Origin of the sequence: Stenotrophomonas maltophilia, from assembly GCF_004920835.1 — a bacterium.
GTDB classification, from domain to species: domain Bacteria; phylum Pseudomonadota; class Gammaproteobacteria; order Xanthomonadales; family Xanthomonadaceae; genus Stenotrophomonas; species Stenotrophomonas maltophilia_AQ.
Genome location: NZ_QFHO01000017.1, coordinates 23,152 through 47,482, shown reverse-complemented (window position 1 = coordinate 47,482; position 24,331 = coordinate 23,152). Strand labels below are relative to the sequence as shown.

General features: G+C 66.2%; 26 protein-coding genes. 15 read left to right on the top strand and 11 right to left on the bottom strand.

The genetic code is table 11. From position 1 onward, the window contains the following. Positions 1-9: 9 nt before the first annotated feature. Entirely contained in the window at positions 10-1,278 is a 1,269-nt protein-coding gene (locus tag DI041_RS13265) for a hypothetical protein (RefSeq protein WP_136638999.1), read from the bottom strand. Between the two features lie 72 nt (positions 1,279-1,350). Here DI041_RS13265 and aat point away from each other — a divergent pair, with 72 nt between their 5' ends. From aat to DI041_RS13245, 4 genes are all read left to right on the top strand, one after another. Further along, the gene (gene aat, locus DI041_RS13260) at positions 1,351-2,091 is read left to right on the top strand and encodes a leucyl/phenylalanyl-tRNA--protein transferase (RefSeq protein ID WP_136639023.1); all 741 of its coding nucleotides are present in this window, start codon (positions 1,351-1,353) and stop codon (positions 2,089-2,091) included. Between the two features lie 86 nt (positions 2,092-2,177). Further along, entirely contained in the window at positions 2,178-2,396 is a 219-nt protein-coding gene (gene infA, locus DI041_RS13255; RefSeq protein ID WP_005409596.1) for a translation initiation factor IF-1, read from the top strand. A 171-nt stretch (positions 2,397-2,567) separates the two neighbouring features. Continuing rightward, entirely contained in the window at positions 2,568-2,861 is a 294-nt protein-coding gene (locus DI041_RS13250) for a hypothetical protein (protein ID WP_248298481.1), read from the top strand. 109 nt (positions 2,862-2,970) lie between these two features. Continuing rightward, positions 2,971-3,348, top strand: coding sequence for a hypothetical protein (locus DI041_RS13245; protein ID WP_046982970.1), 378 nt, complete (start codon positions 2,971-2,973; stop codon positions 3,346-3,348). A gap of 56 nt (positions 3,349-3,404) precedes the next feature. Here DI041_RS13245 and DI041_RS13240 read toward each other — a convergent pair whose 3' ends face one another. From DI041_RS13240 to clpA, 3 genes are all read right to left on the bottom strand, one after another. Beyond that, positions 3,405-3,692, bottom strand: coding sequence for a HigA family addiction module antitoxin (locus DI041_RS13240; RefSeq protein ID WP_046982912.1), 288 nt, complete (start codon positions 3,690-3,692; stop codon positions 3,405-3,407). Positions 3,693-3,700: 8 nt separating this feature from the next. Next, positions 3,701-3,979, bottom strand: a complete 279-nt coding sequence (locus tag DI041_RS13235) for a type II toxin-antitoxin system RelE/ParE family toxin (RefSeq protein WP_136638998.1) — start codon at positions 3,977-3,979, stop codon at positions 3,701-3,703. 180 nt (positions 3,980-4,159) lie between these two features. Beyond that, positions 4,160-6,445 carry an ATP-dependent Clp protease ATP-binding subunit ClpA gene (gene clpA / locus DI041_RS13230; protein ID WP_046982911.1) on the bottom strand — a complete coding sequence of 762 codons (2,286 nt, stop codon included), beginning with the start codon at positions 6,443-6,445 and terminating at the stop codon, positions 4,160-4,162. Positions 6,446-6,583: 138 nt separating this feature from the next. On the opposite strand from clpA, the gene DI041_RS13225 reads away from it, so the two are divergent. Beyond that, positions 6,584-7,396, top strand: coding sequence for an APH(6) family putative aminoglycoside O-phosphotransferase (locus DI041_RS13225; RefSeq protein ID WP_136638997.1), 813 nt, complete (start codon positions 6,584-6,586; stop codon positions 7,394-7,396). 177 nt (positions 7,397-7,573) lie between these two features. On the opposite strand, the gene clpS is transcribed toward DI041_RS13225, so the two are convergent. Then, positions 7,574-7,900 carry an ATP-dependent Clp protease adapter ClpS gene (gene clpS, locus DI041_RS13220; RefSeq protein WP_006366596.1) on the bottom strand — a complete coding sequence of 109 codons (327 nt, stop codon included), beginning with the start codon at positions 7,898-7,900 and terminating at the stop codon, positions 7,574-7,576. A gap of 112 nt (positions 7,901-8,012) precedes the next feature. Here clpS and DI041_RS13215 point away from each other — a divergent pair, with 112 nt between their 5' ends. The 7 genes from DI041_RS13215 (at position 8,013) to DI041_RS13185 (ending at position 12,963) form a co-directional block, all read left to right on the top strand. Continuing rightward, entirely contained in the window at positions 8,013-8,486 is a 474-nt protein-coding gene (locus tag DI041_RS13215) for a hypothetical protein (RefSeq protein ID WP_136638996.1), read from the top strand. Between the two features lies 1 nt (position 8,487). Then, a complete protein-coding gene (locus DI041_RS13210; RefSeq protein ID WP_046982908.1) occupies positions 8,488-8,949 on the top strand; it encodes an NUDIX hydrolase in 462 nt (153 codons plus the stop codon). After that, positions 8,946-10,088, top strand: coding sequence for a tRNA 2-thiouridine(34) synthase MnmA (gene mnmA, locus DI041_RS13205; protein ID WP_046982907.1), 1,143 nt, complete (start codon positions 8,946-8,948; stop codon positions 10,086-10,088). The genes DI041_RS13210 and mnmA overlap by 4 nt, the downstream gene beginning before the upstream one ends. Further along, a complete protein-coding gene (hflD, locus tag DI041_RS13200) occupies positions 10,085-10,699 on the top strand; it encodes a high frequency lysogenization protein HflD (RefSeq protein ID WP_046982906.1) in 615 nt (204 codons plus the stop codon). Before mnmA ends, hflD begins: the two co-directional genes overlap by 4 nt. Before the next feature lie 164 nt (positions 10,700-10,863). Continuing rightward, positions 10,864-12,054, top strand: coding sequence for a methyl-accepting chemotaxis protein (locus tag DI041_RS13195; RefSeq protein WP_032127364.1), 1,191 nt, complete (start codon positions 10,864-10,866; stop codon positions 12,052-12,054). A gap of 98 nt (positions 12,055-12,152) precedes the next feature. Then, positions 12,153-12,368, top strand: a complete 216-nt coding sequence (locus DI041_RS13190; protein ID WP_046982905.1) for a hypothetical protein — start codon at positions 12,153-12,155, stop codon at positions 12,366-12,368. A gap of 67 nt (positions 12,369-12,435) precedes the next feature. Next, on the top strand, positions 12,436-12,963 hold the full coding sequence (locus tag DI041_RS13185; protein WP_046982904.1) for a hypothetical protein: 528 nt from the start codon (positions 12,436-12,438) through the stop codon (positions 12,961-12,963). A 24-nt stretch (positions 12,964-12,987) separates the two neighbouring features. Here DI041_RS13185 and DI041_RS13180 read toward each other — a convergent pair whose 3' ends face one another. Both DI041_RS13180 and DI041_RS13175 read right to left on the bottom strand, forming a co-directional pair. Beyond that, positions 12,988-13,437: a hypothetical protein gene (locus DI041_RS13180; protein WP_046982903.1), complete on the bottom strand. Its 450-nt coding sequence runs from the start codon at positions 13,435-13,437 to the stop codon at positions 12,988-12,990. Between the two features lie 117 nt (positions 13,438-13,554). Then, positions 13,555-16,314 (bottom strand): bifunctional diguanylate cyclase/phosphodiesterase, encoded by a 2,760-nt coding sequence (locus DI041_RS13175; RefSeq protein ID WP_136638995.1) that lies wholly within the window; start codon positions 16,312-16,314, stop codon positions 13,555-13,557. A gap of 132 nt (positions 16,315-16,446) precedes the next feature. On the opposite strand from DI041_RS13175, the gene DI041_RS13170 reads away from it, so the two are divergent. Continuing rightward, the gene (locus DI041_RS13170; RefSeq protein ID WP_136638994.1) at positions 16,447-18,549 is read left to right on the top strand and encodes a sensor histidine kinase; all 2,103 of its coding nucleotides are present in this window, start codon (positions 16,447-16,449) and stop codon (positions 18,547-18,549) included. A 4-nt stretch (positions 18,550-18,553) separates the two neighbouring features. Beyond that, on the top strand, positions 18,554-20,326 hold the full coding sequence (locus DI041_RS13165) for an EAL domain-containing protein (protein ID WP_136638993.1): 1,773 nt from the start codon (positions 18,554-18,556) through the stop codon (positions 20,324-20,326). Between the two features lie 93 nt (positions 20,327-20,419). Here the strand turns inward: DI041_RS13165 and DI041_RS13160 are convergent, their stop codons facing one another. The 4 genes from DI041_RS13160 to flgA form a co-directional block, all read right to left on the bottom strand. Next, positions 20,420-21,640: an ATP-binding protein gene (locus tag DI041_RS13160; RefSeq protein WP_046982899.1), complete on the bottom strand. Its 1,221-nt coding sequence runs from the start codon at positions 21,638-21,640 to the stop codon at positions 20,420-20,422. A 91-nt stretch (positions 21,641-21,731) separates the two neighbouring features. Continuing rightward, positions 21,732-22,070 (bottom strand): flagellar protein FlgN, encoded by a 339-nt coding sequence (locus tag DI041_RS13155; RefSeq protein WP_006366325.1) that lies wholly within the window; start codon positions 22,068-22,070, stop codon positions 21,732-21,734. Next, a complete protein-coding gene (flgM, locus tag DI041_RS13150) occupies positions 22,067-22,372 on the bottom strand; it encodes a flagellar biosynthesis anti-sigma factor FlgM (RefSeq protein ID WP_006366323.1) in 306 nt (101 codons plus the stop codon). The genes DI041_RS13155 and flgM overlap by 4 nt, the downstream gene beginning before the upstream one ends. Positions 22,373-22,447: 75 nt before the next feature. After that, complete coding sequence (gene flgA, locus DI041_RS13145; RefSeq protein ID WP_136638992.1) at positions 22,448-23,104, bottom strand: flagellar basal body P-ring formation chaperone FlgA; 657 nt, start codon at positions 23,102-23,104, stop codon at positions 22,448-22,450. A 261-nt stretch (positions 23,105-23,365) separates the two neighbouring features. On the opposite strand from flgA, the gene DI041_RS13140 reads away from it, so the two are divergent. Continuing rightward, entirely contained in the window at positions 23,366-24,310 is a 945-nt protein-coding gene (locus DI041_RS13140) for a chemotaxis protein (RefSeq protein ID WP_136638991.1), read from the top strand. Positions 24,311-24,331: the final 21 nt, after the last annotated feature.

Genomic DNA, 24,331 nt, shown 5'->3' with positions numbered 1-24,331 from the left:
ACGCTGTACTCAGGTGCACTGCCAGAAGTGCCCACTCACCCGGCACTTCGCACACCAGAACGTATAGAGCATGCCGCCGCTGCCCCACAGCAGCGCGCCCTCACCCGTGGTTGGCAGCGTTGAATCCAGCTGCATGACGAACGGCATCTCTTCGCCGCAATCGATGCACGCCGGGTACCACGCACTCTGCACCCAGCTTGGCGCGCCGCCCACGCGCGACAGGTTCTGCCGATGGTTGGACTGGCCCCAGTCCTGCTGCCGCCAACGCTCGCTGCCCAGGGCCGCAAGGCCCACCTCCGCCTGCATCAGGTCGCCGCTGTCGGTGGGGGTGTTCGGCACCTCGCGGTACTGGCTGGGGTGGCAGCCGGGCTGGCCTGCGGCATCGTGGCGATAGAAGCGCACGGGCGGCTCCTCCCATCCACAACAATCCAGGCACAAGCCGAGCGTGACCTCACCGGACGCGCCTGGCTGCAGCGCAGCAGCATCGGTCTGCAGCAGCCGCTGCAGCGGCGCGTGACAACCACCGCACAGCGCTTCCAGCGGTCCTCCCATGCGCCCGGCGTGATGCACCTGGCCACCATTCCAGGTTGGATGCAGGCGCCAGATGCGCTTGCGCCAGCTCGGCTCGTCCGCCTGCTGCGCGCGATGCTGCTCGCGGCCGAAGCGGATGTGCAGCGGCCGCTCCCCATGCAGGCGCCGCGGCTGCGGTCCGTCGGCGACGCCGGCCCAGTGCGCCCAGGCCTCGGCATCCAACCGCCCCCAGTCGACCACGTAGCCGCGAGCAATGGCGTAGGTCTCGGGCTGGGCGGCGAGCAGCAGCGCCCGGGCCCGCGCCATTTCGCGATCGTCATCGGCTTCAGCCAGGATCTGCGCCCACTGCGCGGCAGTGGCAGAGGGCAGGCCCCGCCATACCTGCGAAGCCAGCTGCAGCTCATCCTCACTAACGATCGCCAGCAATGCCTCCCAGTCGTCCTGCAGCAGCTGCGGCGCCTGATAGCTGGCGAACTCCATCACGCTGGCCAGCAGCTCGCCGCGCTCGCCATCACGATAGCGACGCCATGCTTCGGCCACGACTGCGGGCACCGCATCATCCGGTAGCAGGTCCAGCGCCATGTCGAGGAAGGCTGAGCTCGGCGAGCGTCGCGCCAGTGCCTGCAGCATCAACGCACCGAGCTGGCGCGGCTGCTCAGTGGCCAGCATCAGCAGCATGCCCTGGCTGTCGTTGCGCGTGCGCGGGGTGTCGTGCACATCGAGGATGGCGGTGATCGCGTCGCTCATGCGTGGGCTCCTTGCCGTTGGACGCTGATGGTGCCAGACATCAGCGATCACCACGACGAATACAATGGCGGCATGACCCGCCAGCTGCCCTGGCGCCTGGCCGATGCGCCGGACGCCCCCTTCCCTCCGGCCGAGACCGCACTGCGCCAGCCCGACGGCCTGCTGGCGGTGGGCGGCGACCTGCACCCGATGCGCCTGCTCAATGCCTATGCCGGCGGCATCTTCCCGTGGTTCAGCGAGGGCGAGCCGATCCTGTGGTGGTCACCGGACCCGCGCATGGTATTCCGTACCGATGGCGTGCATCTGTCCAGCCGCTTCCGCCGCCAGTTGCGCAGCAGCACGTGGGAGATCACCGCCGACACCGCCTTCAGCCGGGTGATGCACGCCTGCGCCGCAGCGCCACGCCCCGGCCAGGACGGCACCTGGATCAGTCCGGCGATGGTCGAGGCTTACAGCCAACTGCACGACCTCGGCTTCGCCCATTCCTTCGAGGTCTGGGACCGGCAGACGCTGGTCGGCGGCATCTACGGCGTCGCGATCGGCGCCCTGTTTTTTGGCGAGAGCATGTTCAGTGGCGCCAGTGGCGGCTCCAAGATCGCCCTGGCCGCATTGGCGACCACGCTGCGCGGCTGGGGCTGGCAACTGATTGATGCCCAGGTGGAAAATCCGCACCTGCTGCGGATGGGTGCCGAACACCTGCCGCGCGCAGAATTCCTCGATCACGTGCGCCAGGCCGTCCATCTGGATGGCCGTGAAGGCCCCTGGACCCAGGCGGTGGGACGTTTGCCGGCACGGCGTTTGGCCGGGGGTTAACACAAACTTTGCAAGCTGGGCCCATCACGCGTAAAATACCGCGCCTTAGGCCCAGCGTGGCCGTTTTCTGAACCGCACAGGACTACATGTCGAAAGACGATTCCATCGAGTTCGAGGGCACCGTCAGCGAGACGCTGCCGAACACCACTTTCCGCGTTCGTCTGGAAAATGGGCACGAAATCATCGCCCACATCTCCGGCCGCATGCGCAAGAACTACATCCGCATCCTCACCGGTGACCGGGTCAAGGTTGAAATGACCCCGTATGACCTGACCAAGGGTCGTATCACCTACCGCATGAAGTAAGCGGTCGGCGCTTGGCGCCACTCCGACAGGGCCGGCCTTGCTGCTGGCCCTTTGTCGTGCGCGTAACAAAGTGGCGATTCTCGAGATCACTCACTTTTCGGCCTTGTCTGAGATCCAGAGCTGCACAGGCGATCCAGGCTCAATGCATTCTTCACAGATGGCGTTGCGTCCATGACCTGCCTGATCGTCCTGGATCCACAGTCCGTCACCAGCCGCTGCTATGCCAGCAAGGGCCCGGACGGCACTTGGTTCGGCCAGCCCTGCCTGGTCTGCACCAGCATGGATGCCTCGCATCCGCTGTACCTGGCCGTACAGCGCGAGATCCCGCACATGGGCAGCACCCTGAAGCAGCGCCTGCACATCCCGCACGAGGCAGTCGCCTTCGTCATCGAGGACGGCGGCGACCAGGCGCGCCAGCAAGGGGTTCCGCTCGATCGCTGCGTGAGGCGCCAAAGGTCATCGTGACCGACCACACCGTGGCGTAGGTCAGCCCTGCTTGCGGCAGATTCGCACGGGTGCCGGCGGCGGCATCGTGGGATCCGATCCAGTCCGGATCGCCACCCCATGCTCCCCCATGAACATTCGCTCGCTGCTCATCCCCCTGACCCTGTCCGCCGCCACCCTGCTGGCGTCGCCTGCACATGCAGCCGACACCCCGCCAGCCCAATGCACACCACTGTCTGGCGAGCAGCAGATCGTTCGCGCCGGCGCAGACAAGAACATCCTGTTCCGCTCCGGCGCAGACCACTATGTCGTGCATTTCCGCAACAGCTGCACCTCGGCCGTGCTGGCCCGCCGCCTGAGCTTCAAGACCGACGGCAAGGAGGCTGGGGAACTGTGCAGCGATGGACGCAGCGAACTGGATACCGGCCGCGGCAGCTGCGAAGTGTCGCGCATCGAGCCGATCGACGCCGAGCGGTTCAAGCGCGAAGCACGCCACCGCAGCCGCTGACGCCGGACATGACAAGGGCGGCCGAAGCCGCCCTTGTCGCCTTGTCGCGATGCATGTCAACGCGCTGCGGCAACCAGCGGCAACACCGTCGGCTGCTCGCGCTGCCGCGCCAGCCAGAGATCGTAGTTGGATTGCAGCCCCATCCAGAAAGCCGCGGTACTCACCCCTGCCATCTCCAGGCGGATCGCCAGGTCAGGACTGATGCCTGCTTTGCCATTAAGTACCCTCGAAAGCGCTACGCGCGACATTGCCAATCGTTCGGCCGCCTCGGTCACGGAGAGATCCATCGGATCAAAGACCATTGCCTTGATCGTCTGCCCTGGATGTGGATGGTGATGAATCATGCGCGGTCTCAGTGATAGTCCAGGTAATCCAGCAACTCCACGTCGCCACCGGTGAAACGGAAGGTAATCCGCCAGTTTCCATTGACCCAAACGGACCAATGCCCTTTCAGGCTGCCTCGCAGCTTGTGCAGGCGCAAACCAGGCATAGCGAGATCCCCAGCGCCCGATGCCACATCCAGGATCGACAGGATCATCAGCACCTTGCTGGTGTGGCTGTGCCGGATTCCACTGCTGCTACCTGAGCGGTAGAGCCGCTCGAGGCCCTTGTGGCGGAAATCGATGATCATTACCGTATCCTGTATCGTTTCGCGATACAAGAGGGGCGGCACTCCATCGCGATCACGAAACAGCATTGGCACTTCCATTCCCTCCTGCAAGGCCGCAGGCGACAAGCCCGCCGAAAACAACAAGGGCGGCCGAAGCCGCCCTTGTTGTTTCAGGTCTATCGCGCCAAGCCTGGCGTCAGCTCACTCCACCGTCACCGGCAACAACCGCTCCGGCTCGGCCTGCGTCTCGACCACCAACTCGTCGTCGCGGACGTCGATGCTGACCCTGCCGCCATTGACCAGCTTGCCGAACAACAGCTCGTCGGCCAGCGGACGCTTGATCTTGTCCTGGATCACGCGGGCCATCGGGCGAGCACCCATCAGCGGGTCGAAACCGTGGTGGGCCAGCCAGTCGCGCGCGGTCGGGGTGGCTGACAGGCTGACGTGCTTGTCCTGCAACAGCATCTCCAGCTCGATCAGGAACTTGTCGACCACTCTCAGGATGTGCTCGAAGCCCAGCGCCTGGAACTGCACTACCGCATCGAGGCGGTTGCGGAATTCCGGGGTGAAGCTGCGGCGGATGGTTTCCATCGCGTCGGTGGCATGGTCCTGCTTGGTGAAGCCGATCGAGCGCCGCGAGGCCTGCGCCGCACCGGCATTGGTGGTCATCACCAGCACCACGTTCTTGAAGTTGGCCTCGCGACCGTTGGTATCGGTCAGCACGCCGCGGTCCATCACCTGCAACAGGATGTTGAAGATGTCCGGATGCGCCTTCTCTATCTCGTCCAGCAACAGCACGCAGTGCGGGGTCTTGACGATCTTCTCGGTCAGCAGGCCGCCCTGGTCGAAGCCGACGTAGCCCGGAGGCGCGCCGATCAGGCGGCTGATCGAGTGCGGCTCCATGTACTCGGACATGTCGAAACGGACCAGCTCGATGCCCAGCTGCAGCGCCAGCTGCTTGGTCACCTCGGTCTTGCCCACGCCGGTGGGGCCGGCGAACAGGAAGTTGCCGATCGGCTTTTCCGGATTGCCCAGCCCGGAACGGGCAAGTTTGATCGCCGAAGCCAGCGTATCGATGGCCGGATCCTGCCCGAAGATCACCATCTTCAGGTTGCGCTCCAGGTGCTGCAGCACATCCTTGTCCGTGGCGCTGACCTGCTTGGCCGGGATGCGCGCCATCTTGGCGACGATGGCCTCCACTTCCTCGACGTCGATCAGCTCCTTGCGCTGGCCTTCCGGCAGCAGGCGCTGGCGGGCACCGGCCTCGTCGATCACGTCGATGGCCTTGTCAGGCAGCAGGCGGTCGCCGATGTGCTTGACCGACAGGTCCACCGCCGCCTGCAGCGCCTCGTCGGAATAGGTGACGCCGTGGTGCAGCTCGTACTTTGACTTGAGGCCCTGCAGGATCTCGTAGGTCTCGCCGACGGTCGGCTCGACGATGTCGATCTTCTGAAAGCGGCGCGCCAGCGCCCGGTCCTTCTCGAAGATGCCGCGGTACTCCTGGAAGGTGGTCGAGCCGATGCAGCGCAGCTCACCTGAAGCCAGTGCCGGCTTGATCAGGTTGGAGGCATCCATGGTGCCGCCCGAGGCCGAGCCGGCACCGATGATGGTGTGGATCTCGTCGATGAACAGCACCGCGTTGGGCACCTTCTTCAGCGCGGTCAGCACGCTCTTCAGGCGCTTCTCGAAATCACCGCGGTACTTGGTCCCGGCCACCAGCGCACCGAGGTCGAGCGAATAGATCACCGCGTCGGACAGCACCTCCGGCACCGAACCTTCGATGATGCGGCGTGCCAGGCCCTCGGCGATGGCGGTCTTGCCCACGCCGGCCTCACCCACGTACAGCGGGTTGTTCTTGCGACGGCGGCACAGCACCTGGATGGTGCGTTCGATCTCATCGGCACGACCGACCAGCGGGTCGATGCGACCGGCGCGGGCCTGTTCGTTGAGGTTGCTGGCGAACTCGGTCAGGGCATCGCCCTTCGGCTCGCCCTCCCCGCCTTCGATGCGGCTTTCGCCCTCCGAGGAAGAGGACGGCTGCTCGCCCTCCTCGCCCAGCTTGGCGATGCCGTGGGACAAATAATTGACCACATCCAGCCGGGTAACGTCCTGCTGGTTGAGGTAATAGACGGCGTGGGAGTCCTTTTCGCCGAAGATGGCGACCAGCACGTTCGCGCCGGTGACCTCCTTCTTGCCTGAAGACTGCACGTGGTACACGGCCCGCTGCAGCACGCGCTGGAAGCCCAGGGTCGGCTGGGTATCGCGGCCGTCATCTTCGGCCAGGCGGGACACGGAGGCCTCGATGGCCTGCTCCAGCTCCTGGCGCAGGCGTTCGGCGTCGGCACCACAGGCCTTCAGCACGGCCTGGGCGGACGGGTTGTCGAGCAGTGCCAACAGCAGGTGTTCGACCGTCATGAACTCATGCCGGGCCTCACGGGCGCGCTTGTAGCACTGGCCGATGGTGTGTTCGAGGTCTTTGCTGAACATGGATTACTCCGGCGGCAGATAGGGACAATATGCGGCCTGACTACGCGATTTCCATCACCCTAGCGGATTGCTGCGTTCAGATGGCGTTAGCAGTACGGATCGCTTGATCTTCATTCACTCCAGGACAGCCCACCCAGCATGAGCGAACCCTACCTGAGCCGCTGGCGATTGCGGCGTGATGGCGCGGCCATCCAGACGCCCCATGCCCAGCTCTGGCCGGTACTGACCACCGCCGGCGAGCCAGCGATGCTCAAGGTCAGCAGCGAAACCGAGGAGCGGAACAGCCATCGCCTGCTGCGCTGGTGGAACGGCGACGGCGCCGCCCGGCTGCTGGCCCACGAGGGCCCGGCAATCCTGATCGAGCGCGCCCGCGGCAACTCGTTGCGGCAACGCTCGATCGACGGCGACGATGACGCCTGCACCACGATCCTGTGCCAGGTCCTGCAACGGCTGCACCGGCCACGGAGCGCACCGCCAGCGGAACTGGTCTGCCTGCGTACATGGTTCGCGGACCTGCTGCAGCCAAGGGCGACGCTGCCACCACTGCTGGAACAGTGCAGATCATTGGCGGCGGCATTGTTGCAGGAGGAGCACGAGATCCGGCCACTGCACGGCGACCTGCACCACGACAACGTGCTCGATTTCGGTGCGCGCGGCTGGTTGGCGATCGATCCGAAGCGATTGATCGGCGACCGTGCGTTCGATTACACGACGTTGTTCAGCAATCCGGACCTGTGCGGGCCGGGCATCCACGTTGCGACACAGCCAGAGCGGTTTGCGGCGCGGCTGGAACAGGTCACCGCGCTGACAGGGATCGAGCGGCGCAGGCTGCTGCGCTGGATCGCATCCAGCGCAGGGCTGTCAGCGGTGTGGTTCCGCGATGACGGCGATCCCGCCGATATCGACGAAGCGGTGGCGCAGATGGCGTTGCAGGCGCTGGCGGAGGGGTGACCTCCGCGCCTGGTAGGTGCCCACCTTGGTGGGCACACTCCATCCGGGATCATTGCGCCGGGACGAACAGCAGCCGAGCATGGGCCCGGCTCTACAGGTTTCTGCTTTGGCAGGTGCCCGCCTTGGTGGGCATACCGGGTCCGGAATCGATGCGCCCGGACCAGAGACGGCAGCCGGTCAGGCCTTTTCCATCGTGCACAGCAGCGGGTGCTGGTTCATGCGCGAGTACTCGTTGACCTGGGCGACCTTGGTCTCGGCCACTTCGCGGGTGAACACCCCGCACACGCCGCGGCCGCGGGTATGGACGTGCAGCATCACCTGCGTGGCCTTGTCCAGGTCCATGGTGAAGAACTGCTGCAGCACGTCCACCACGAAATCCATCGGGGTGTAGTCGTCATTGAGCAGCATCACCTGGTAGAACGGCGGCGGCGCCACTTCCGGGCGCGCGGGTTCCACGGCAACGCCGTGCTCGTGATGGGAATCGGGGGAAGACTCGCGGGGCATCTGCTCATTATAGAGGCTCGAGCGGGCCTGCGTCGGCCCGCCGCAGATTGGACGGCACGCACGGCCGCCGTCACAATTGCATCCTCTCTCAATACTGCTTCACAGGATCTTCATGAAAAGGACCCTTCTCCCCGCCCTGCTGATCGCCCTGGCTGCCGCCGGCTCTGCCGCCGCCGCGCCGGAGGGCGACAAGGCCGTGGCCCGCAACCTGGACAAGCTGGGTTACACCTATGAGGTCGACGAAGACGGCGACTACCGCATGGTGTTCGACGTCGAAGGCGATCGTACCCAGATGGTCTACGTGCGTTCGTCGGTGGAGGACTTCGGCACCCACAACATCCGCGAGATCTGGTCGCCGGCCTACAGCGCCAAGACCAAGCAGTTCCCGGTGGCCGTGGCCAACCGTCTGCTGGAAGACTCGCAGGACGCCAAGATGGGTGGCTGGGTGAAGCAGGACACCACCGCCATGTTCGTGGTCAAGATCGACGCCGATGCCACTGCCGACCAGCTCAGCGACGCCATCGATGCGGCCATCCGCACCGCCGATGCGATGGAGCTGGAACTGACCAAGAAGGACGAGTTCTGAGTTGAACGCTACGCCGGACCCGCGCTGGGCACCGCACGCCACCGTCGCCACCGTGGTGGTCGACGGCGGCCGCGTGCTGCTGGTTGAAGAAACCATCGACGGCCGCGCGGTGCTGAACCAGCCGGCCGGCCACCTCGAGCCGGGCGAAAGCCTGGCCGAGGCGGCACTGCGCGAGACCCGCGAGGAAACCGGCTGGACCGTACAGCTGACCCACTTCATCGGCTGCTACCAGTGGACCGCAGGCGACGGCACCACCTTCCTGCGCTTCTGCTATGCGGCGCGCCCGGTCTCGCACGACCCGGCGCAGCCACTGGACACCGGCATCGACCGCGCGCTGTGGCTGAGCCCGGGCGAGCTGCAGGCCGCCGGCGAGCGCCTGCGCAGCCCGCTGGTCTGGCAGGTGGTGGCCGACTACCTGGGCGGCCAGCGCCATCCGCTTTCGTTGGTCAGGGAGGTCGCATGAGCACTCCGCGCGTAATGGTCGGCGTCTCCGGTGGCGTCGATTCCTCGGTGGCTGCCTGGCGGCTGGTGCAGCAGGGTGAGGCGGTGGCCGGCCTGTTCATGCAGAACTGGGCCGACGACGGCAGCGGCGATTGCCGCGCCGAGGACGACCGCCGTGATGCGGTGGCCGTCTGCGGCCTGCTCGGCATCCCATTTCACTTCCGCGATTTCTCCAACGAGTACTGGCAGGGCGTGTTCGAGCACTTCCTGGCCGAGTATGCCGCCGGTCGCACCCCGAACCCGGACGTGCTGTGCAACCGCGAGGTGAAATTCAAGCACTTCCTGGATGCCGCCCGCGAGCTGGGCGCCGAGCGCATCGCCACTGGCCACTACGCGCGGGTGACCCAGCGCGGCCACCAGTGGCTGCTGCTGCGTGGCGCCGACCGCTCCAAGGACCAGAGCTACTTCCTGCACCAGCTGGGCCAGCAGCAGCTGGCGGCCACCCTGTTCCCGATTGGCGACCTGGAAAAGACCGACCTGCGCCGGATCGCACGTGACGTCAGCCTGCCGACCCACGCCAAGAAGGACTCCACCGGCATCTGCTTCATCGGCGAGCGCGACTTCCGCGAGTTCCTCGGGCGCTACCTGCCGGCCAAGCCCGGGCAGATCCTGGACCCGGCCGACGGCAGTGTGATCGCCGAGCACCCAGGCGTCTTCTATTTCACCCTGGGCCAGCGCGAGGGCCTGAACATCGGCGGCGTGCGTGGCCGCCCTGCGGCGCCGTGGTACGTGGTTGGCAAGGATGTTGCCAGCAACGTGCTGTACGTCGACCAGGACCGCGACAGCAAGTGGATGCTGTCCAACCGCCTGCGCTCGGAGGCCGCGCACTGGATTGCCGGCGCACCGCCGGCACGGCGCTTCGAGTGCACCGCGCAGACCCGCTACCGCCAGCCCGACGAGCCGTGTACGGTCGAGGTGCTGGACGATGGCAGCGTGCTGGTCACCTTCGCCCGCCCGCAGCGCGCCGTCACCCCTGGCCAGTCGCTGGTGCTGTATGACGGCGACGTGTGCTTGGGTGGCGCAGTGATCGCCGCCACCGATGCGCCGCTTGAGCAGCGCCTGCGCACCACCCCTTCTCCTTTTGAGGTAATCGCTGCATGAGTTTCACTGTCGACGACCGCGTTCTGGCTTTGGCCGGCATTGCCCAGGCCCTGCAGCAGGTACGCCGTATCGCCGATACCGGCCATTCCGACGCCGCCGCTGTTCGCACCGCCGTGGAGAGCGTGTTCCGCGTCGATGCGTCCTCGCCGCAGGAGGTGTTCGGTGACCGTCATGCGCTGAAGGCCGGCCTGCGCCTGCTGCACAACTACTTCCGCAGCCAGGGCCAGGACCCGATCCTGCCCAAGCTGGCCTTGTCGGTGCTGCAGCTGGAGCGCCGCTTCGTGCAGGAAGGCGAGACCGTGAACAAGGTCGCTTCGGGGATCGAGCGCGCCCAGCGCCAGGCCGCCGAACTGGGCGACAGCGCGCATCCGGACGTGTTGGCCAACCTGGGCGGCCTGTACGCCGACACCATCAGCCACCTCAAGCCGCGGGTGATGGTCCAGGGCAATCCGCACTACCTGGGCCAGGCCGGCGTGGTCGCCGAGATCCGCGCCCTGCTGCTGGCCGCCGTGCGCTCTGCGGTGCTCTGGCGCCAGCTGGGCGGCAGCTACTGGGACTTCCTGTTCAGCCGCAAGGCGATGATCGAGGCTGTGGACCGACAGCTGGCGTGAGGGTGTGGGGTCGGATCCCTTTCCGGCTCGGCAAGGGCCCTGACCCCGAACACCCCGGCAGCGCCGGAAAACCGGCGCATTCAGAATGCACTTCGAGGCATATCGACGTTAAAGAGAAAGGGGGTACGGCCGATACATCCTCCGTGCACCTCCCGAGAACGTCCATGTACTCACGCATTTTCATCCGTCTGGCCGCCCCCCTGGCTCTGACCCTGCTGCTCCCCTTCGCCATCGGTTTCGAATGGCCGGCCGCCCTGCGCTGGGCGATCCTGACCACGATGACGCTGAGCTGGCTCGGCTTTGCGTGGTGGACCACCCGCGCCCAGGCGCACCGTTCCCCGGAACACGCCCGTGTCCTGCGCGAGCAGGACCAGCTGTTGACCGAGCTGCGCAACTTCGTTGGCAACGAGATCGACGGTTCACGTGGCGAAGTGGAACGCGCCCGTGACCTGATCCGCCAGGCGGTTTCCAGCCTGGGCGGCAGCTTCGATGCGATGAACCGCAAGTCGCGCCAGCAGAGCCAGGCCCTGTCGCGCATCGTCGATCGCGCCGGTGATGAAGGCAATGCCGGCCTCGACGTTGCCCGTTTCGCCCAGCACGCCAGCCATCGCATGGAACAGCTGGTGGAAGCGCTGGAACAGGTAAGCGGCCAGAGCAGTACCACCGTGCAGCACATCGATCAGATGGCGCAGCACCTGGATGGCATCTTCGCGCTGCTGGAAGACGTCAAGTCGATTGCCGACCAGACCAACCTCCTTGCGCTCAACGCCGCCATCGAAGCCGCGCGTGCCGGTGAAGCCGGTCGTGGTTTCGCCGTGGTGGCCGACGAAGTACGCAACCTGTCCGAGCGCTCGACCACGTTCAACGAGCAGATCCGCAAGCTGGCGCACAGCTCCAAGGACGCCATCGCCAAGGTCCGCGAGACGGTCTCGCACATGGCCTCGCGTGACATGGACCGCTCCCGTGAAGCGCGCCAGGAAGCGGCGGCGATGCTCGATAACGTGGCGCAGATCAATGCGTCGCTGGGCGATGGCATGCGCGAAGTCTCCGACTGCGCCCGTTCGATCGATGGCAGCGTGGCCGAAGCCGTGCGCGCCCTGCAGTTCGAAGACATCGCCACCCAGGCGCTGGGCGGCGTACACACCCACCTGGACCGCCTGACCGCGATCAACCGCGAAGCAGTGGCCCTGCAGGAACTGCTGCACCGCAATGGCGGCGTGTTCGACGAAGAGATCGCCACCGCCCTGCAGCGCACCGGCAGCCGCCTGCGTGAACTGCGCAGCGAATGGGAACGCCCGCCGCACAAGCCGGTCGCCCAGCAGAGCATGGGCGCTGGCACCGTCGAGCTGTTCTGATCCTGATGTCCGCTGCCGCTGCCGGCAGCCCGCAAGGCCCCGGTTCGTCCGGGGCCTTTGCCTGTAATCCGCCGTTGGATGCATCCTGTACGCGCACCATGACCGCTATCCGCGCCCTGCCCTCCCTTGCAAACAACGACCGCCCGCGCAACGCGAGCGCACGTGAGCAGCTGCAGCAGCTGGAAGAGGTGGCACGTGAGGAGATCCGCGAACTGCAGCAGCTGGCGGATGCCCGCCCTGCCCCGTCCCGCGCGGACGACGCGCTGCTGGGTCTGGCGTGGGACCTGGGGTTGGATGGGGAGGCGCTGAAGTAGATCCACGCCCCGCGTGGATGCAACTGCACACGTGGCATGATGCGCCGTTCCCGTTCATGGAAGACAGATGGCCATCGCCCTGATCGCATTGATGCTGATGGAACTGCTGATGCTGCTCTTCTGGGCACCGGTCTTCTTCCGCACCGGCATTGTCCTGTTCAACCAGCGTATCGCCGCTTCCCCCGCCGACCTGGCCCAGCTGTCGTTGATCGGACTGGAATACGATCTTCCGACCGACAAGTGGCCGAGCCTCGTGTTCCGAGTGCTGCCCGACGGCACCGTTGCGTTCCGCGAGAGCTTCGCGCCGGGCTTTGGTGGCCGCTACTTTCCGCTGATGCACGGCCAGCTGGTGGTCGACAAACGACGCCGCGAAGTGCGTGTGATCGGGCGATGCAGCAGCTTTGCGCTGGCCCTGACCTTGCTGGTGCTACCGATCATTCTGGTGCGCCCGGTGGCGTGGCCGATGCTGGGCTCTCTGCTGGTGTTCCATATAGGCCATCGCATCCAGCTGCGACGCTATGCCGAGGTCGTCGAAGCGGTGCGCGCGCGGGTGCGGTTGGAGTTCCCGAGGCGGTTTGTTGACCCAGGACGCTAGATCCACGCCATGCGTGGATGATCGCTATGCGGTGCTCGATGGAGTATCTGTGGCACCCTTGCCATGCCGACTGAGAACACCTGAGACTATTCCCGCACCGATCGCACCGAAGCCGAAAGCGATGACATTTCTGACGGTCGATACGAGCAGCACGAAATTCAGTTGCCATGCAGTGGGAGGCAACCAATTGGAAATGTCTTGCAGCCGATCAGACAGAAGCTCGAAGCTCAGATAGTTCACGCTTGCACTGAGCACCAGGAGGCTTCCAAACACACATTTTGAATGATCGCCATGTACGTTTCTTCTGCAGAAGAGGTAGAAGACCAAGCAGAAGTTGATCACCAGTGACGCAATGGCGCTAGCGAAACTCCCATCGCCCGTGATGAAACGTGCCTCCGGCAGCCGCGTCTGAAGCTCACTGAGTCCACCCCAAGTGCCGAGTGCGATGACAACGAATATCTCGAACATGCGCATGTCGCTAGTTCGGGAAGGATCGTCGATCCATTCCCGGAGACGAACAGGGAACGTCTTCAGGCTGAAATCCTTGCTCGATCCGGTGCTAAAGTGATGCGCAATTGAGGAATCATCCGCTCAGCGCACCTGCGCCACTTCCCCACTGGCATCGGTACGCAAGGAAACCGGCTGTGGCTGCCGCAGCCACTGCGCCAGGTCACGGGGGCTCAACGGGCGCGAGTACAGATAGCCCTGGATCTCGTCGCAGCCCTGGCGGCGCAGCATGTCTTCTTCCTGGTGCGTTTCCACGCCTTCGGCCACCACCTTCATGCCCAATGCGTGGCCCAGGTGCACGATGGCCTGGGTCACCTCGGCCGTACCCGAATCATGCAGCATGCCCTGCACGAAACTGCGGTCGATCTTCAGGCGCCCCACCGGGAAACGGTTGAGGTAGTTCAGATTGGAGAAGCCGGTACCAAAGTCATCCACTGCCAGTGGCACGCCGTGCCGTTCCAGCACGTCGAAGCAGTGGCGCAGAATGTCGGTGTCACGGATCAACGCCGACTCGGTCAGCTCGAGCTCCAGCCGCTGCGGCGGCCAGCCGTGGGCGTGGCAGATCTCGATCACCCGCTCAGCAAAACCGCGATCACGCAGCTGCACTGCCGACACATTGACTGCGATGCGGTCAAAACACAGGCCAGCCCGGTCCCAGGCGATTGCCTGCCGGCAGGCTTCGTTCAGCACCCAGTCGCCGATGCGCACGATCTCGCCGCACTTCTCTGCAATCGGAATGAATTCGGCCGGGCTGCAGTAGCCGATGCCGGGCCTATGCCAGCGCAACAGTGCCTCGATCGCCGGCGGTTCGCCATGATGGGCATGCAGCAGCGGCTGGTAGGCCAGGCTGAACTCTTCGCGTTCGATCGCGCCATGCAACGCGTGCTCAAGCTCGAGCCGACGCTGGATACGCGCCAGCGCGTCCTGGCTGTAGTACTGGTAGGTATTCCGCCCTGCTTCCTTGGCCGCATACATCGCAGCATCAGCCGCGCGCAGCAGCGAATCGAAATCGGTCTGTGCCTCACCGAGCATGGCGATACCGACGCTGGCACCCACTTTCAGCGTGGTCTCGCCACGGCGAAGCGGCTCGGCCAGCGAAGCGATCAACTTGCGTGCCACGTGTCCGGCGTCTTCCGGCTCGGCCAGGTCGCGCAGCACCACGATGAACTCGTCGCCACTGAAGCGGCCGAACAGATCGTTGTTGCGCAGATTCTGGTGAAGCCGCGTGGCCGCCGCCTTCAGCAGTGCATCGCCGGTAGCGTGGCCAAAGCTGTCGTTGATGGTCTTGAAGCCGTCCAGATCGATGAACAGCATCGCCAGCGAGGTGCCGCGGTCGCGCGCTTCCTCGATGGCTTCAGCGGTCTGCTCGCCCAGCAGCACGCGATTGGGCAGGCCGGTCAGCAGATCGTAGTGGGCCAGCAGCTCGATGCGCTCGTTGGCTTCGCGCTCGCGGGTGATGTCACGGAACAGGACCACGAAGCGCGGCGGCAGGCCATCGCGGCGATCCAGCTCGATCAGCACCTGCACCCACACGCGCAAACCGGACTGGCGGTAGAAGCACAGATCCAGCTGTTCGGGGAGACCGCCGCCGGCAATCCGGACCAGTGCAGTCTCGAAGGCGCTGCGCGAATCTTCGGTGTACAGCGCCAGTGCCTGGTCCAGCGTGATCGGTTCCTTGCGCAGTCCGTGGATGCGGTAGCACTCCTCGGTCCACTGCATGTGCCGGGTCTGCACCTCGATCTCGCAACCACCGATGCGGCCCAGTGCGGAGACACGGTTGAGCAGTTCGGTACGCCAGCGGATCAGCGCGTCGGTCTGGTGCTGCTCGGTGATGTTCTGCACCTGGCCCAGCAGGCGCTTGGGCTGGCCATCGGTGTCCAGCAGCGGCTGCATCCACAGCCGCAGGTGCTGCGAGGGCTCGTTGCCCCGGGTCAGTTCCAGCTCGATGTTGGCTGCGCGGCCATCGCGCCATACACGCCGCCAGGCAGCACGCAGCGCACCGCGCGAGCGTGGATGCAGCTGTTTCAACCAGCGCCGCTGGCCGGGCACGCCGCCCTGCTCCAGTGCCAGCAGTGAACGCAGCTCCGGCGACCACCAGAACGCGCCGCTGCTGGGGTCGAACGACCAGCTGCCCATGCTGGCGATGCGCTGGGCCTCGCTCAGGTGCAGCTGCTGCTCCTGCAGCAGGCCTTCCAGCTGCTTCTGCTGCTCGATATCGGTATGGGTGCCGACCATCCGCAGTGGCTGGCCGTCGGCGGTGCGCGCGACCACACGACCGCGATCAAGTACCCAGCGCCATTGGCCATCGGCCTGGCGGAACCGGAACTGGGCGCTGTACTGCTCGCTCAGGCCGCGCAGGTGCTGGTCCAGCGCGACACGTACCTGGCCGATGTCTTCGCTGTGTACGCGGGTCAGTATTTCAGTGGCGGTTTCATCACTCAGCGCCGGCGTGCGGACTACGCGGTCGCTGGGAATGTCCCAGTCCCACAAGCTGTGGCCGGCACTGTCCAAGGCCAGTTCCCAGCGCCCGCCACCATCGACCGGCACCGGCTCCGGAATGCTCAGCGTGAAGGCCAGCAGGTTGCCTGCGCCATCGTGCACGGCGCGCAGGTGGCCATCGTAGTGACCACGCGGGCCGCCAGGCAGCGTGCAGGCCACGATGCCGCCATCGGCCGCCAACAGGCGCAGATCTTCCAGCATCGGTGCGTACGCAGCCACGGTCGCCGGCAGGCCATGCTCGCGCGCAGCCGGATTGGCCGCCAGCGGGCGGCCCGTGCGGTCGACAATGACCAGCGCCGACGCAAGCGGGTGCTGCAGCAGGCTGGCGATGATCCCTTGGTCCACGCGATCTTGCTCCGGATGACACGCCCGTCAGCGGGGCACGCAGTGGTTAACGGCGCCTGCGCCGGATAATTGAGTGGCCAGGGCACACCTGCGCGGTAAGATGACCGGCGCCCCTTTTCACCCACCCCGTCCATGCCCGCAGAACCGACCGGCAACGCCCCTGTTCCCGACCCGAGGATGGCGCAGGCGTTGAGCCGTGACCGCCGGCGGGTGGTTCTGAGCTACCTGGCGATGGCGCTGGCATGGATGATCGCCACCGACAGCGCGGTACAGGCACTGGTGCCCGACCCGCACCAGGCAGCATTGTGGCAAGGGCTGAAGGGTTCGTTCTTCGCCCTGGCCAGCGCTGGCCTGCTGTACCTGCTGCTGCGCCCGCTGGCCGAGCACGTGCTGCATACCCACGCCCGCCAGCAGGCTTCCGAACTGCGCCTGCGGCAGATGTTCGAAGGCAACCCCGGCCCGATCCTGGTCTACGACCTGGATACGCTGGCGATCCTCGATGCCAACCCGGCCGCCTGCAGCACCTTCGGCTGGGAACGTGATGAACTGCTGGAGCAGACCATCGATGCGCTGTGGCCACCGGGCCAGGACCAGGCGATGCAGACCAAGCTGGAGGCGATCCGCGAGGCGCCCGAGGAGCTGTGCATCCTGCGTACGCAGCTGCAGCTGCGCGACGGCAGCCTGCGGCAGATGGAACTGCGCTCGAACGCGATCAGCTACGACGGACACAATGCCCGCCTGTTGATCGCCATCGATCGCACCGCCGAGGACCTGGCGCAGCTGCGCCGCGACCAGGCGCTGGCACGGGTCGAGGAAGCGCATGAGCTGGCCCGCATCGGTGCCTGGGAGCTGGACCCGTCCAGCGGACAGGGCCGCTATTCCAACCAGGTCTATCGCCTGCTCGGCCGACGCCCGCCCGAAGCCCGTCGCTGGCACCGTTTCGATGAACTGCTGGTGCCGGCCGACCCGGCCACCGCGTCACAGACCGAGCAGCTGCTGGCCGAGCTGTGCTCAGGCGAGCCGGTACAGGTGGACGTGCTGCTGCCACTGCTGGCGATGGACGGTCATGCACTGATGGTGCACCTGCGCGCCGCCAGTGGCACCGATGAAGCCGGCCGCAACCGTGTGCTCGGCACCCTGCAGGACGTAACCGAGCGCGAACAGTCACGCCGCCTGCTGCGTGAGCGCGAAGAGCAGTTCCGCGAGCTGGTGCGGGTACTGCCCGATGGCGTGGTGATCCTTTCCGACGAGCATGTGCTGTATGCCAATGCCTGGGCAGCAGGCCTGTTCGGTTATGGCAGCCACACCCTGCTCGGCGAGCCGCTGTCGGCGCTGGTTGCCGCCACCGATCTGGTGCGCGTGCGCGCCCAGCTGCGTGCCGGCCAGCCTCACCTGGGCCCTGGCCACAGCAGCGTGGTGGCAATGCAGCGCGCGGACGGCCGCCGCTTCCATGCCGGATTGGCGGTGGGCGAAGTGCGCTATGGCGGCCGCGACTGCAAGCTGCTGATCGTGCGCGACCTGAGCGATTCGGAGCGCACCCGCGCCGCGCTGGAAACCAGCAACCGCGAGCTGCAGGCGATGGCCGGGCGCCTGTTCTCCCTGCAGGAGGATGAGCGCCGTGCGATCTCGCGCGACCTGCACGATGACATCGGCCAGGCCATCACCGCGATCAAGCTGTCCGCCCATGCTGCGCAGGACGAGCATGATCCGCAGCGCCGCGCCGAGGACCTGGCGCAGATCGTCAGCCTCGCCGACACCACCGTGTCCAAGCTGCGCGACATTTCCACCCTGCTGCGGCCGCCACAGCTGGACGCACTGGGCCTGGAGGCCGCGCTGAGCTGGCAGGCACGGGTGCTGTTCCGCTCCTCGCCGGTGGAATTGCTGGCCGAGATCGAGCCCCTGCCACAGCGTCCCGACAACAGCATCGAGCAGGCCTGCTTCCGCATCGCCCAGGAAAGCCTGACCAATGCCCTGCGCCATGCCCGCGCCAGCCAGGTGCTGCTGCAATTGCGCGACGTCGGCCAGCGTAGCCTGCACCTGCAGATCCGCGATGATGGCGAGGGTTTCGACCCGGACGGTCCGCGCGGGCTCGGCCTGATCGTGATGCGCGAACGCGCACAGAGCGTCGGCGGGCATGTGCGGATCGAGTCCGCGCACGGTGAAGGCACCCTGATCGACGTCCACCTCCCCTACCAGGCGGCCAGCACGGCCGCCATCGAGTCACCGGAATACTGAGCCTATGTGGAATCCCAACCAGCCGCCGGTCAGCATCGATGATGCCCCCGACCGCCTCGGCGCCGGCAACCCCGAACTGCAGGTGATGGTCGCCGAAGCGGCCTCCGGCGGTACCCCGCTGATGTTGATGCACGTGGACATCGACCACTTCGCATCGGTCAACGAGAACATGAGCGCCGAGGTGGGTGACCAGGCGCTGGTGCTGGTGGCACAACGGCTGCAGTCCTACCTGCGCGGTCGCGGCAAGCTGTGGCGCCACGGCAGCGACGAGTTCCTGATCGCCGTTCCGCGCACCGCCGAGGTGCCGCTGCCAGAGGACTTCGCCGAGGAAATCCGCCAACAGATGGAGCTTCCGCTGTCGGTACTGCCGTACACGCTGTTCATGACCGGCAAGCTGGGGGTGAGCCTGTGCCCGGAACATGCCAGCAGCACCTCGCGCCTGCTCGACCACGCCGAGGACGCCCTGTACCAGGCTGCCCGCGAAGGGGGCAACGCCGTGCGCATCCACGCCGTGGACACGCCGCCGAGCGCGCACAGTGAAAGCATCATCGCGCGGCAGATCGTCGATGCCATTCCCAACGGCGAGCTGAAGCTGCGCTACCAGCCGCTGGTCAGTGCCCGCGACGGCCACGTGGTGGGCATGGAAGCGCTGCTGCGCTGGCAGTCGCCGACGCTGGGCATGCTGGTGCCGGAACGCTTCATGCGCACCGCTGAGCGGCTGGGCATCATCGTGCAGATCGGCACCTGGGTACTGGAGGGTGCGCTGAAGCAGGCGCGTCTGTGGCGCGACCAGGGCTTCGACGACTTCACCATCGCGGTGAACGTATCGACCCTGCAGCTGCTGCGGCCCAACTTCTTTGCCGAAGTGATGGGGGTGATCCAGGCCTCGGGCGTGCCGGCGCAGATGCTGACGCTGGAAATCAACGAGAGCGCACTGACCAACAACGTCAACTTCGTCCACGAGACGCTGGCCAACCTGCGCAACGAAGGCATCAGCCTGAGCCTGGACAACTTCGGCACCGGCGACTCCAGCCTGAGCGCGCTGGTGCGCTACCCGGTGGACAAGCTGAAGATCGATCGCAGCTTCATCAAGAGCGCGCCGGCCGGCAACCGCGAGGCTGCCATCGCCCGCGCGATCATCGCGATGGGTCACCAGCTGGGCATGACGGTGATTGCCAACGGCGTGGAGTCGCAGGCGCAGCTGGGCTTCCTGCGGCGCAACGATTGCGATGTGTTCCAGGGCTATCTGTTCGGCGAGCCGATGTCGGCCGATGCCGCCGGCATGACCCTGCGCCGTCGCTACCTGCGCCCGGAAGCGTTCGCTGAAACGCGGCCGGACCGCACGCTGTTGCTGCTGGACGACGAAGAAAACGTGCTGCGCTCGCTGGTGCGCCTGTTCCGCCGCGATGGCTACCGCATTCTGGCGGCCGGCAACGTGCGCGATGCCTTCGACCTGCTGGCGATCAACGACGTGCAGGTGATCCTGTCCGACCAGCGCATGAGCGACATGAGTGGAACCGAGTTCCTCGGCCGGGTGAAGATGCTGTACCCGGACACGATCCGCCTGGTGCTGTCCGGCTACACCGATCTGAACACCGTGACCGATGCGATCAACCGCGGCGCGATCTACCGGTTCCTGACCAAGCCGTGGAACGACGACGAGCTGCGCAAGCACATCCACCAGGCGTTCCGCACCTACGAGGAGCAGCGCCGCAGCAATGCCGGGCCGGTGCCGGCCGAACCGGCCGATGGTGGCGAGGACCGCCCGTTGCGGTAACGATCCCCTCTGGTAGAGCCGGCCGCTGGCCGGCTGCTCTGGATGTCGGGTTCAATGAGGTTGCCGGCCAGCGGCCGGCACTACCATAAGCGGTCAGCGCGGCTGCTTGATCGGCAGCACCACGCGGAAACGCGAACCCACGCCCGGGGTACTGTCCAGGTCGATGCGTCCGTGGTGCTTGTTGATGATGCTGTAGGAAATCGACAGGCCCAGTCCGGTACCGCTGCCCACGGGTTTGGTGGTGAAGAACGGATCGAAGATGCGCTGGCGCAGTTCCGGCGAGATGCCGCCACCAGTGTCCTCGAACTCGACCCACACGTGATCGCCATCGACGCCGGTGCGCACGGTGATGGTGCCGCGCTCGGCAATGGCATGGCCTGCGTTGAGCAGCAGGTTCATGTAGACCTGGTTCAACTCCGACGGCAGGCACTCCACCAGCGGCAGCTGGCCGAACTCGCGCACCAGGTGCACCTTGTACTTGAGTTCGTTCCAGATGATGTTGATGGTCGATTCCAGGCCGGAATGCAGGTCGACCAGCTTCCACGATTCATCGCGGCCGGAGTACGAGAAGTCCTTCAGGTCGCGCACGATGCGGGTGACCCGCTCGATGCCCTCGCGTGATTCGGCCATCAGCTGCGGCAGGTCGCGGCTGATGAAATCGATGTCCAGGCGGTCACGGATATCGTCGATTTCCGGGATCAGCGCCTTCGGGTCCGGCGCACGCAATGCGCGCTCATAGGCTTCGATGACGGTGAACAGGCTGCGCAGGTACTCCTGCAGGCTGCCCAGGTTGGAGTGCACGTAACCGATCGGGTTGTTGATCTCGTGTGCAACGCCGGCGGCGAGCTGGCCGATCGAGGCCATCTTCTCCGACTGAAGCAGTTTTTCCTGGGTGCCGTTCAGGCGCAGATAGGCCTGGCGCAGCTCGGCATGCCGCTGCTGCAGCTCGCGCTCGTAGTCTTCCTGCCCTTCAATGTGGCGGAACAGGGCCAGGAAATGCCCCTGGCCGACTGGGCCGTGATAGTAGAGGTGGGCAATGACCACGCCCTCGCCCAGCGGCAGGCTGCCATTCCAATGGCCGTGCTGGCGCGCCTGCTCCAGCGCATCGGGCGGCAGCAGTTCGCGCAGGCGCTGCGGCGGCGGCAAGGCGCCATCCTCACCACTGGCGAGCAGGTTCTGGGCGGCCGGGTTGGCCAGGGCCACCTGCCCGTCTTCGGTGAACAGCAGCAGGCCTTCGCGCAGGCGCTCAAGCAATGCCTGCAGCACCGGCTGCGGCGGAAGGGGGGCGGTAACCAGGGCGTTGGCAGCGGACACGGCGACTCGGGACGTTCGAACAGGCGCCCAATATACGCGGTCATGCAGCGGGCTTCAGCCCGCCGGAATGGGTTGTGCGACCGCCGTCGCGTCAGGCGACGGCGAGTGGGCGGCGCGCAGTGACCGTATGCGACTGGCCCTTGGCATCGTAGGCCGAGGCGTCCTCGGTGCGGCCCAGCTGGCGCAGTGCCCAGTTGACCTCGCGGCGTCGCCGCGACAGCAGTACGCCGTTGGCGCGGTTGCGCTCGGCCAGTTCCTGCAGCTGTTCGCCCTCGCCGACCGGCGGCGCGCCTTCCAGCGCACGCAGCGCTTCCAGCTTGGCACCGGTAGCCCGGATCAGGGCGTGCACGTCGTGCTCGACCAGGGCCTGGCGTTCAACGTCCAGGGCCTGGGCAAGGCGCTGCAGCGGCTCGCTCATCGCCGCGGTCATCCGTGCAGCTGCTGGTCCAGCTCGAGCATGCGCGAAGCAATCGCGTCCGGATTGATCTTGTAGGTGCCGTTCTGCAGCGATTCGCGCACGGCCGCCACGCGCTGGGCGTCGATCGCCGGTGCGGTGGTCAGCTCACGCTCGATGGCCTGCAGATTGGTGGCCTCGCCGGTCAGGCGCAGGCTATCGGCCGCCTCGACCGGACGGGTCGGCGCATCGCTGCTGACGCCGGGCTTGTTGGCCGGGGTCGTCACGCTGCGCAGTGCCTGGGGGACCTGCAGGTTGCCGTCGATTTTCTGGCTCATGGGGTGTCCTGGAGTTGCCGTACACAAGGGATAACGGCCGCAGGGCCGTGATCTTTAGGGATATTCTGCAGTAATTCAACGCGCCACGATTACGTCACCTGCGGCATCGACCGTGCCCTGCACGATCCGCCGCGAGGACAGGTTCTCTACCGAAACCCGTTCGTTCTCACCGGCATCACCCATCGCGCGGCCGGCAATGCGGACCTCGACCGAGCCGCGACGCGAAACCAGGGCCACATTGTCTCCACGCTTGATGAGACGCTGCACCACCAGATCGTTGTTCGACAGCAAGGCCCCGGCCTGCAACGGACGACGGGCAATGCGGCCGATCGCCGCATTGGGATCGGCCAGCACCGCACCGGCAATCCGGGCGGCATCACGCTGGGCAGTGGTGATATCGGCGGCAGTGAGGGTTTCTCCAGTGCCGATTCCACGGTTGAGCACCAGCACGGTCTGGTTGCGCCGCACCTTTACTGGCACGAACAGGCGCCAGCCACCGGCATCGGGGCAGCTGACCTCGACCGTGGTGTTGGCGGTCGGCTGCACCTGCAGCGCACTACCGCACCTGGGCAGGCGCAATGCATCGGCCACCTGGGCCTCACCCTCGCTGCCGGCCGCCAGCGTCGACAACGCTGCCGCGCGGATGCTGGCCACCGGCTGCCAGTCGGCAGCGGCCGCCAACGGCGGGGCCAGCGCCAGCGCGATGGCCAATAGAGATGTGAGCCGGCGCATGGCGCCTCCTTATCGGTAAGACCTGGCCCAGGTGCGTGCAAGGGGTGTGCCAGAGCGGCGGGGCGTATTGATCGGGACCGGGATGGGAATGGGGCCGGATGGGTAGAGTCGACTGTTGGTCGACTTTCGCGCGAAGCGCGGGGTTTCCCGCGATCGGATCAAAGAGCAGTCGACCAACAGTCGACTCTACAAAAACGGTGCGGAGCGCGCGGTCGGCAGAGCGCCCTCAAGTTCTGCAGCCACCACGCCGATACAGCAGCCATGTCCCATGACCTGCTCAACCGGATCGACCAGCGGACCCGACTGGCCGGCCACAATCGCCTGGCGCTGCTGCTGTTCCGCCTCGGCGGACGTCAGCTTTTTGGCGTCAATGTCTTCAAGGTGCAGGAAGTCCTGCGCCGTCCGGAATTGTTCCAGGTGCCCGGCCTGCCCGGCCAGTTCGCTGGCGTGGCCGACGTGCGCGGCCGCTCGGTGCCGGTGCTGGACCTGGGCCTGGCGATCGGCCACCCCGAGCGCGAGCCGGATGCCGATACCGCGCCCGGCTACCTGGTCGTCACCGAATTCAACCGCTCGATCCAGGGCTTTCTGGTCAGCGGCGTGGAGCGCATCGTCAACATCGCGGTGGAAGACATCCACCCGCCGCCGGAACTGGGCGCCGAATCCAGCTACCTGACCGCGGTGACCCGCTTCCAGGGCGAGCTGATCCAGGTGATCGACGTCGAAAGCGTGCTGGCCGACATCGCCCAGGTGCGTGGCGAAGCCGTGCTCGACCCGGCGATGGCGATGCCGTCCGATGGCCCACAGTTGCAGGTACTGGTGGTGGACGACTCGCGCGTGGCCCGCCAGCAGATCCGCAGCGTACTGGACCAGCTGGGGGTGGGCGCCACCCTGCTCTCCGATGGCAAGCAGGCGCTCGACCACCTGCTGCAGATACACGCCTCGGGCGAGAACCCTGCCGAGCGCTACGCCATGGTCATCTCGGACATCGAGATGCCGGCCATGGACGGCTACACGCTCACGACGGAAATCCGGCGCCACCCGGGCCTGGCCGGCCTGTACGTGCTGCTGCACACCTCGCTGTCGGGCGTATTCAACAATGCGATGGTCGAGCGCGTCGGCGCCAATGCCTTCGTCGCCAAGTACTCGCCGCACGAGCTCGCCGACTTCGTGCTGGATCGCCTGCGCAAGGTGGCGCTGGCGGCGTAGGGCCGCCTCGATACGGTAGTG

Excerpts from the sequence above, each read along its gene's own strand:
- DI041_RS13265 (WP_136638999.1), bottom strand. The coding sequence starts at position 1,278 with ATGAGCGACGCGATCACCGCCATCCTCGATGTGCACGACACCCCGCGC.
- aat (WP_136639023.1), top strand. The coding sequence starts at position 1,351 with ATGACCCGCCAGCTGCCCTGGCGCCTGGCCGATGCGCCGGACGCCCCC.
- infA (WP_005409596.1), top strand. The coding sequence starts at position 2,178 with ATGTCGAAAGACGATTCCATCGAGTTCGAGGGCACCGTCAGCGAGACG.
- DI041_RS13250 (WP_248298481.1), top strand. The coding sequence starts at position 2,568 with ATGACCTGCCTGATCGTCCTGGATCCACAGTCCGTCACCAGCCGCTGC.
- DI041_RS13245 (WP_046982970.1), top strand. The coding sequence starts at position 2,971 with ATGAACATTCGCTCGCTGCTCATCCCCCTGACCCTGTCCGCCGCCACC.
- DI041_RS13240 (WP_046982912.1), bottom strand. The coding sequence starts at position 3,692 with ATGATTCATCACCATCCACATCCAGGGCAGACGATCAAGGCAATGGTC.
- DI041_RS13235 (WP_136638998.1), bottom strand. The coding sequence starts at position 3,979 with ATGATCATCGATTTCCGCCACAAGGGCCTCGAGCGGCTCTACCGCTCA.
- clpA (WP_046982911.1), bottom strand. The coding sequence starts at position 6,445 with ATGTTCAGCAAAGACCTCGAACACACCATCGGCCAGTGCTACAAGCGC.
- DI041_RS13225 (WP_136638997.1), top strand. The coding sequence starts at position 6,584 with ATGAGCGAACCCTACCTGAGCCGCTGGCGATTGCGGCGTGATGGCGCG.
- clpS (WP_006366596.1), bottom strand. The coding sequence starts at position 7,900 with ATGCCCCGCGAGTCTTCCCCCGATTCCCATCACGAGCACGGCGTTGCC.
- DI041_RS13215 (WP_136638996.1), top strand. The coding sequence starts at position 8,013 with ATGAAAAGGACCCTTCTCCCCGCCCTGCTGATCGCCCTGGCTGCCGCC.
- mnmA (WP_046982907.1), top strand. The coding sequence starts at position 8,946 with ATGAGCACTCCGCGCGTAATGGTCGGCGTCTCCGGTGGCGTCGATTCC.
- hflD (WP_046982906.1), top strand. The coding sequence starts at position 10,085 with ATGAGTTTCACTGTCGACGACCGCGTTCTGGCTTTGGCCGGCATTGCC.
- DI041_RS13195 (WP_032127364.1), top strand. The coding sequence starts at position 10,864 with ATGTACTCACGCATTTTCATCCGTCTGGCCGCCCCCCTGGCTCTGACC.
- DI041_RS13190 (WP_046982905.1), top strand. The coding sequence starts at position 12,153 with ATGACCGCTATCCGCGCCCTGCCCTCCCTTGCAAACAACGACCGCCCG.
- DI041_RS13185 (WP_046982904.1), top strand. The coding sequence starts at position 12,436 with ATGGCCATCGCCCTGATCGCATTGATGCTGATGGAACTGCTGATGCTG.
- DI041_RS13180 (WP_046982903.1), bottom strand. The coding sequence starts at position 13,437 with ATGCGCATGTTCGAGATATTCGTTGTCATCGCACTCGGCACTTGGGGT.
- DI041_RS13170 (WP_136638994.1), top strand. The coding sequence starts at position 16,447 with ATGCCCGCAGAACCGACCGGCAACGCCCCTGTTCCCGACCCGAGGATG.
- DI041_RS13165 (WP_136638993.1), top strand. The coding sequence starts at position 18,554 with ATGTGGAATCCCAACCAGCCGCCGGTCAGCATCGATGATGCCCCCGAC.
- DI041_RS13155 (WP_006366325.1), bottom strand. The coding sequence starts at position 22,070 with ATGACCGCGGCGATGAGCGAGCCGCTGCAGCGCCTTGCCCAGGCCCTG.
- flgM (WP_006366323.1), bottom strand. The coding sequence starts at position 22,372 with ATGAGCCAGAAAATCGACGGCAACCTGCAGGTCCCCCAGGCACTGCGC.
- flgA (WP_136638992.1), bottom strand. The coding sequence starts at position 23,104 with ATGCGCCGGCTCACATCTCTATTGGCCATCGCGCTGGCGCTGGCCCCG.
- DI041_RS13140 (WP_136638991.1), top strand. The coding sequence starts at position 23,366 with ATGTCCCATGACCTGCTCAACCGGATCGACCAGCGGACCCGACTGGCC.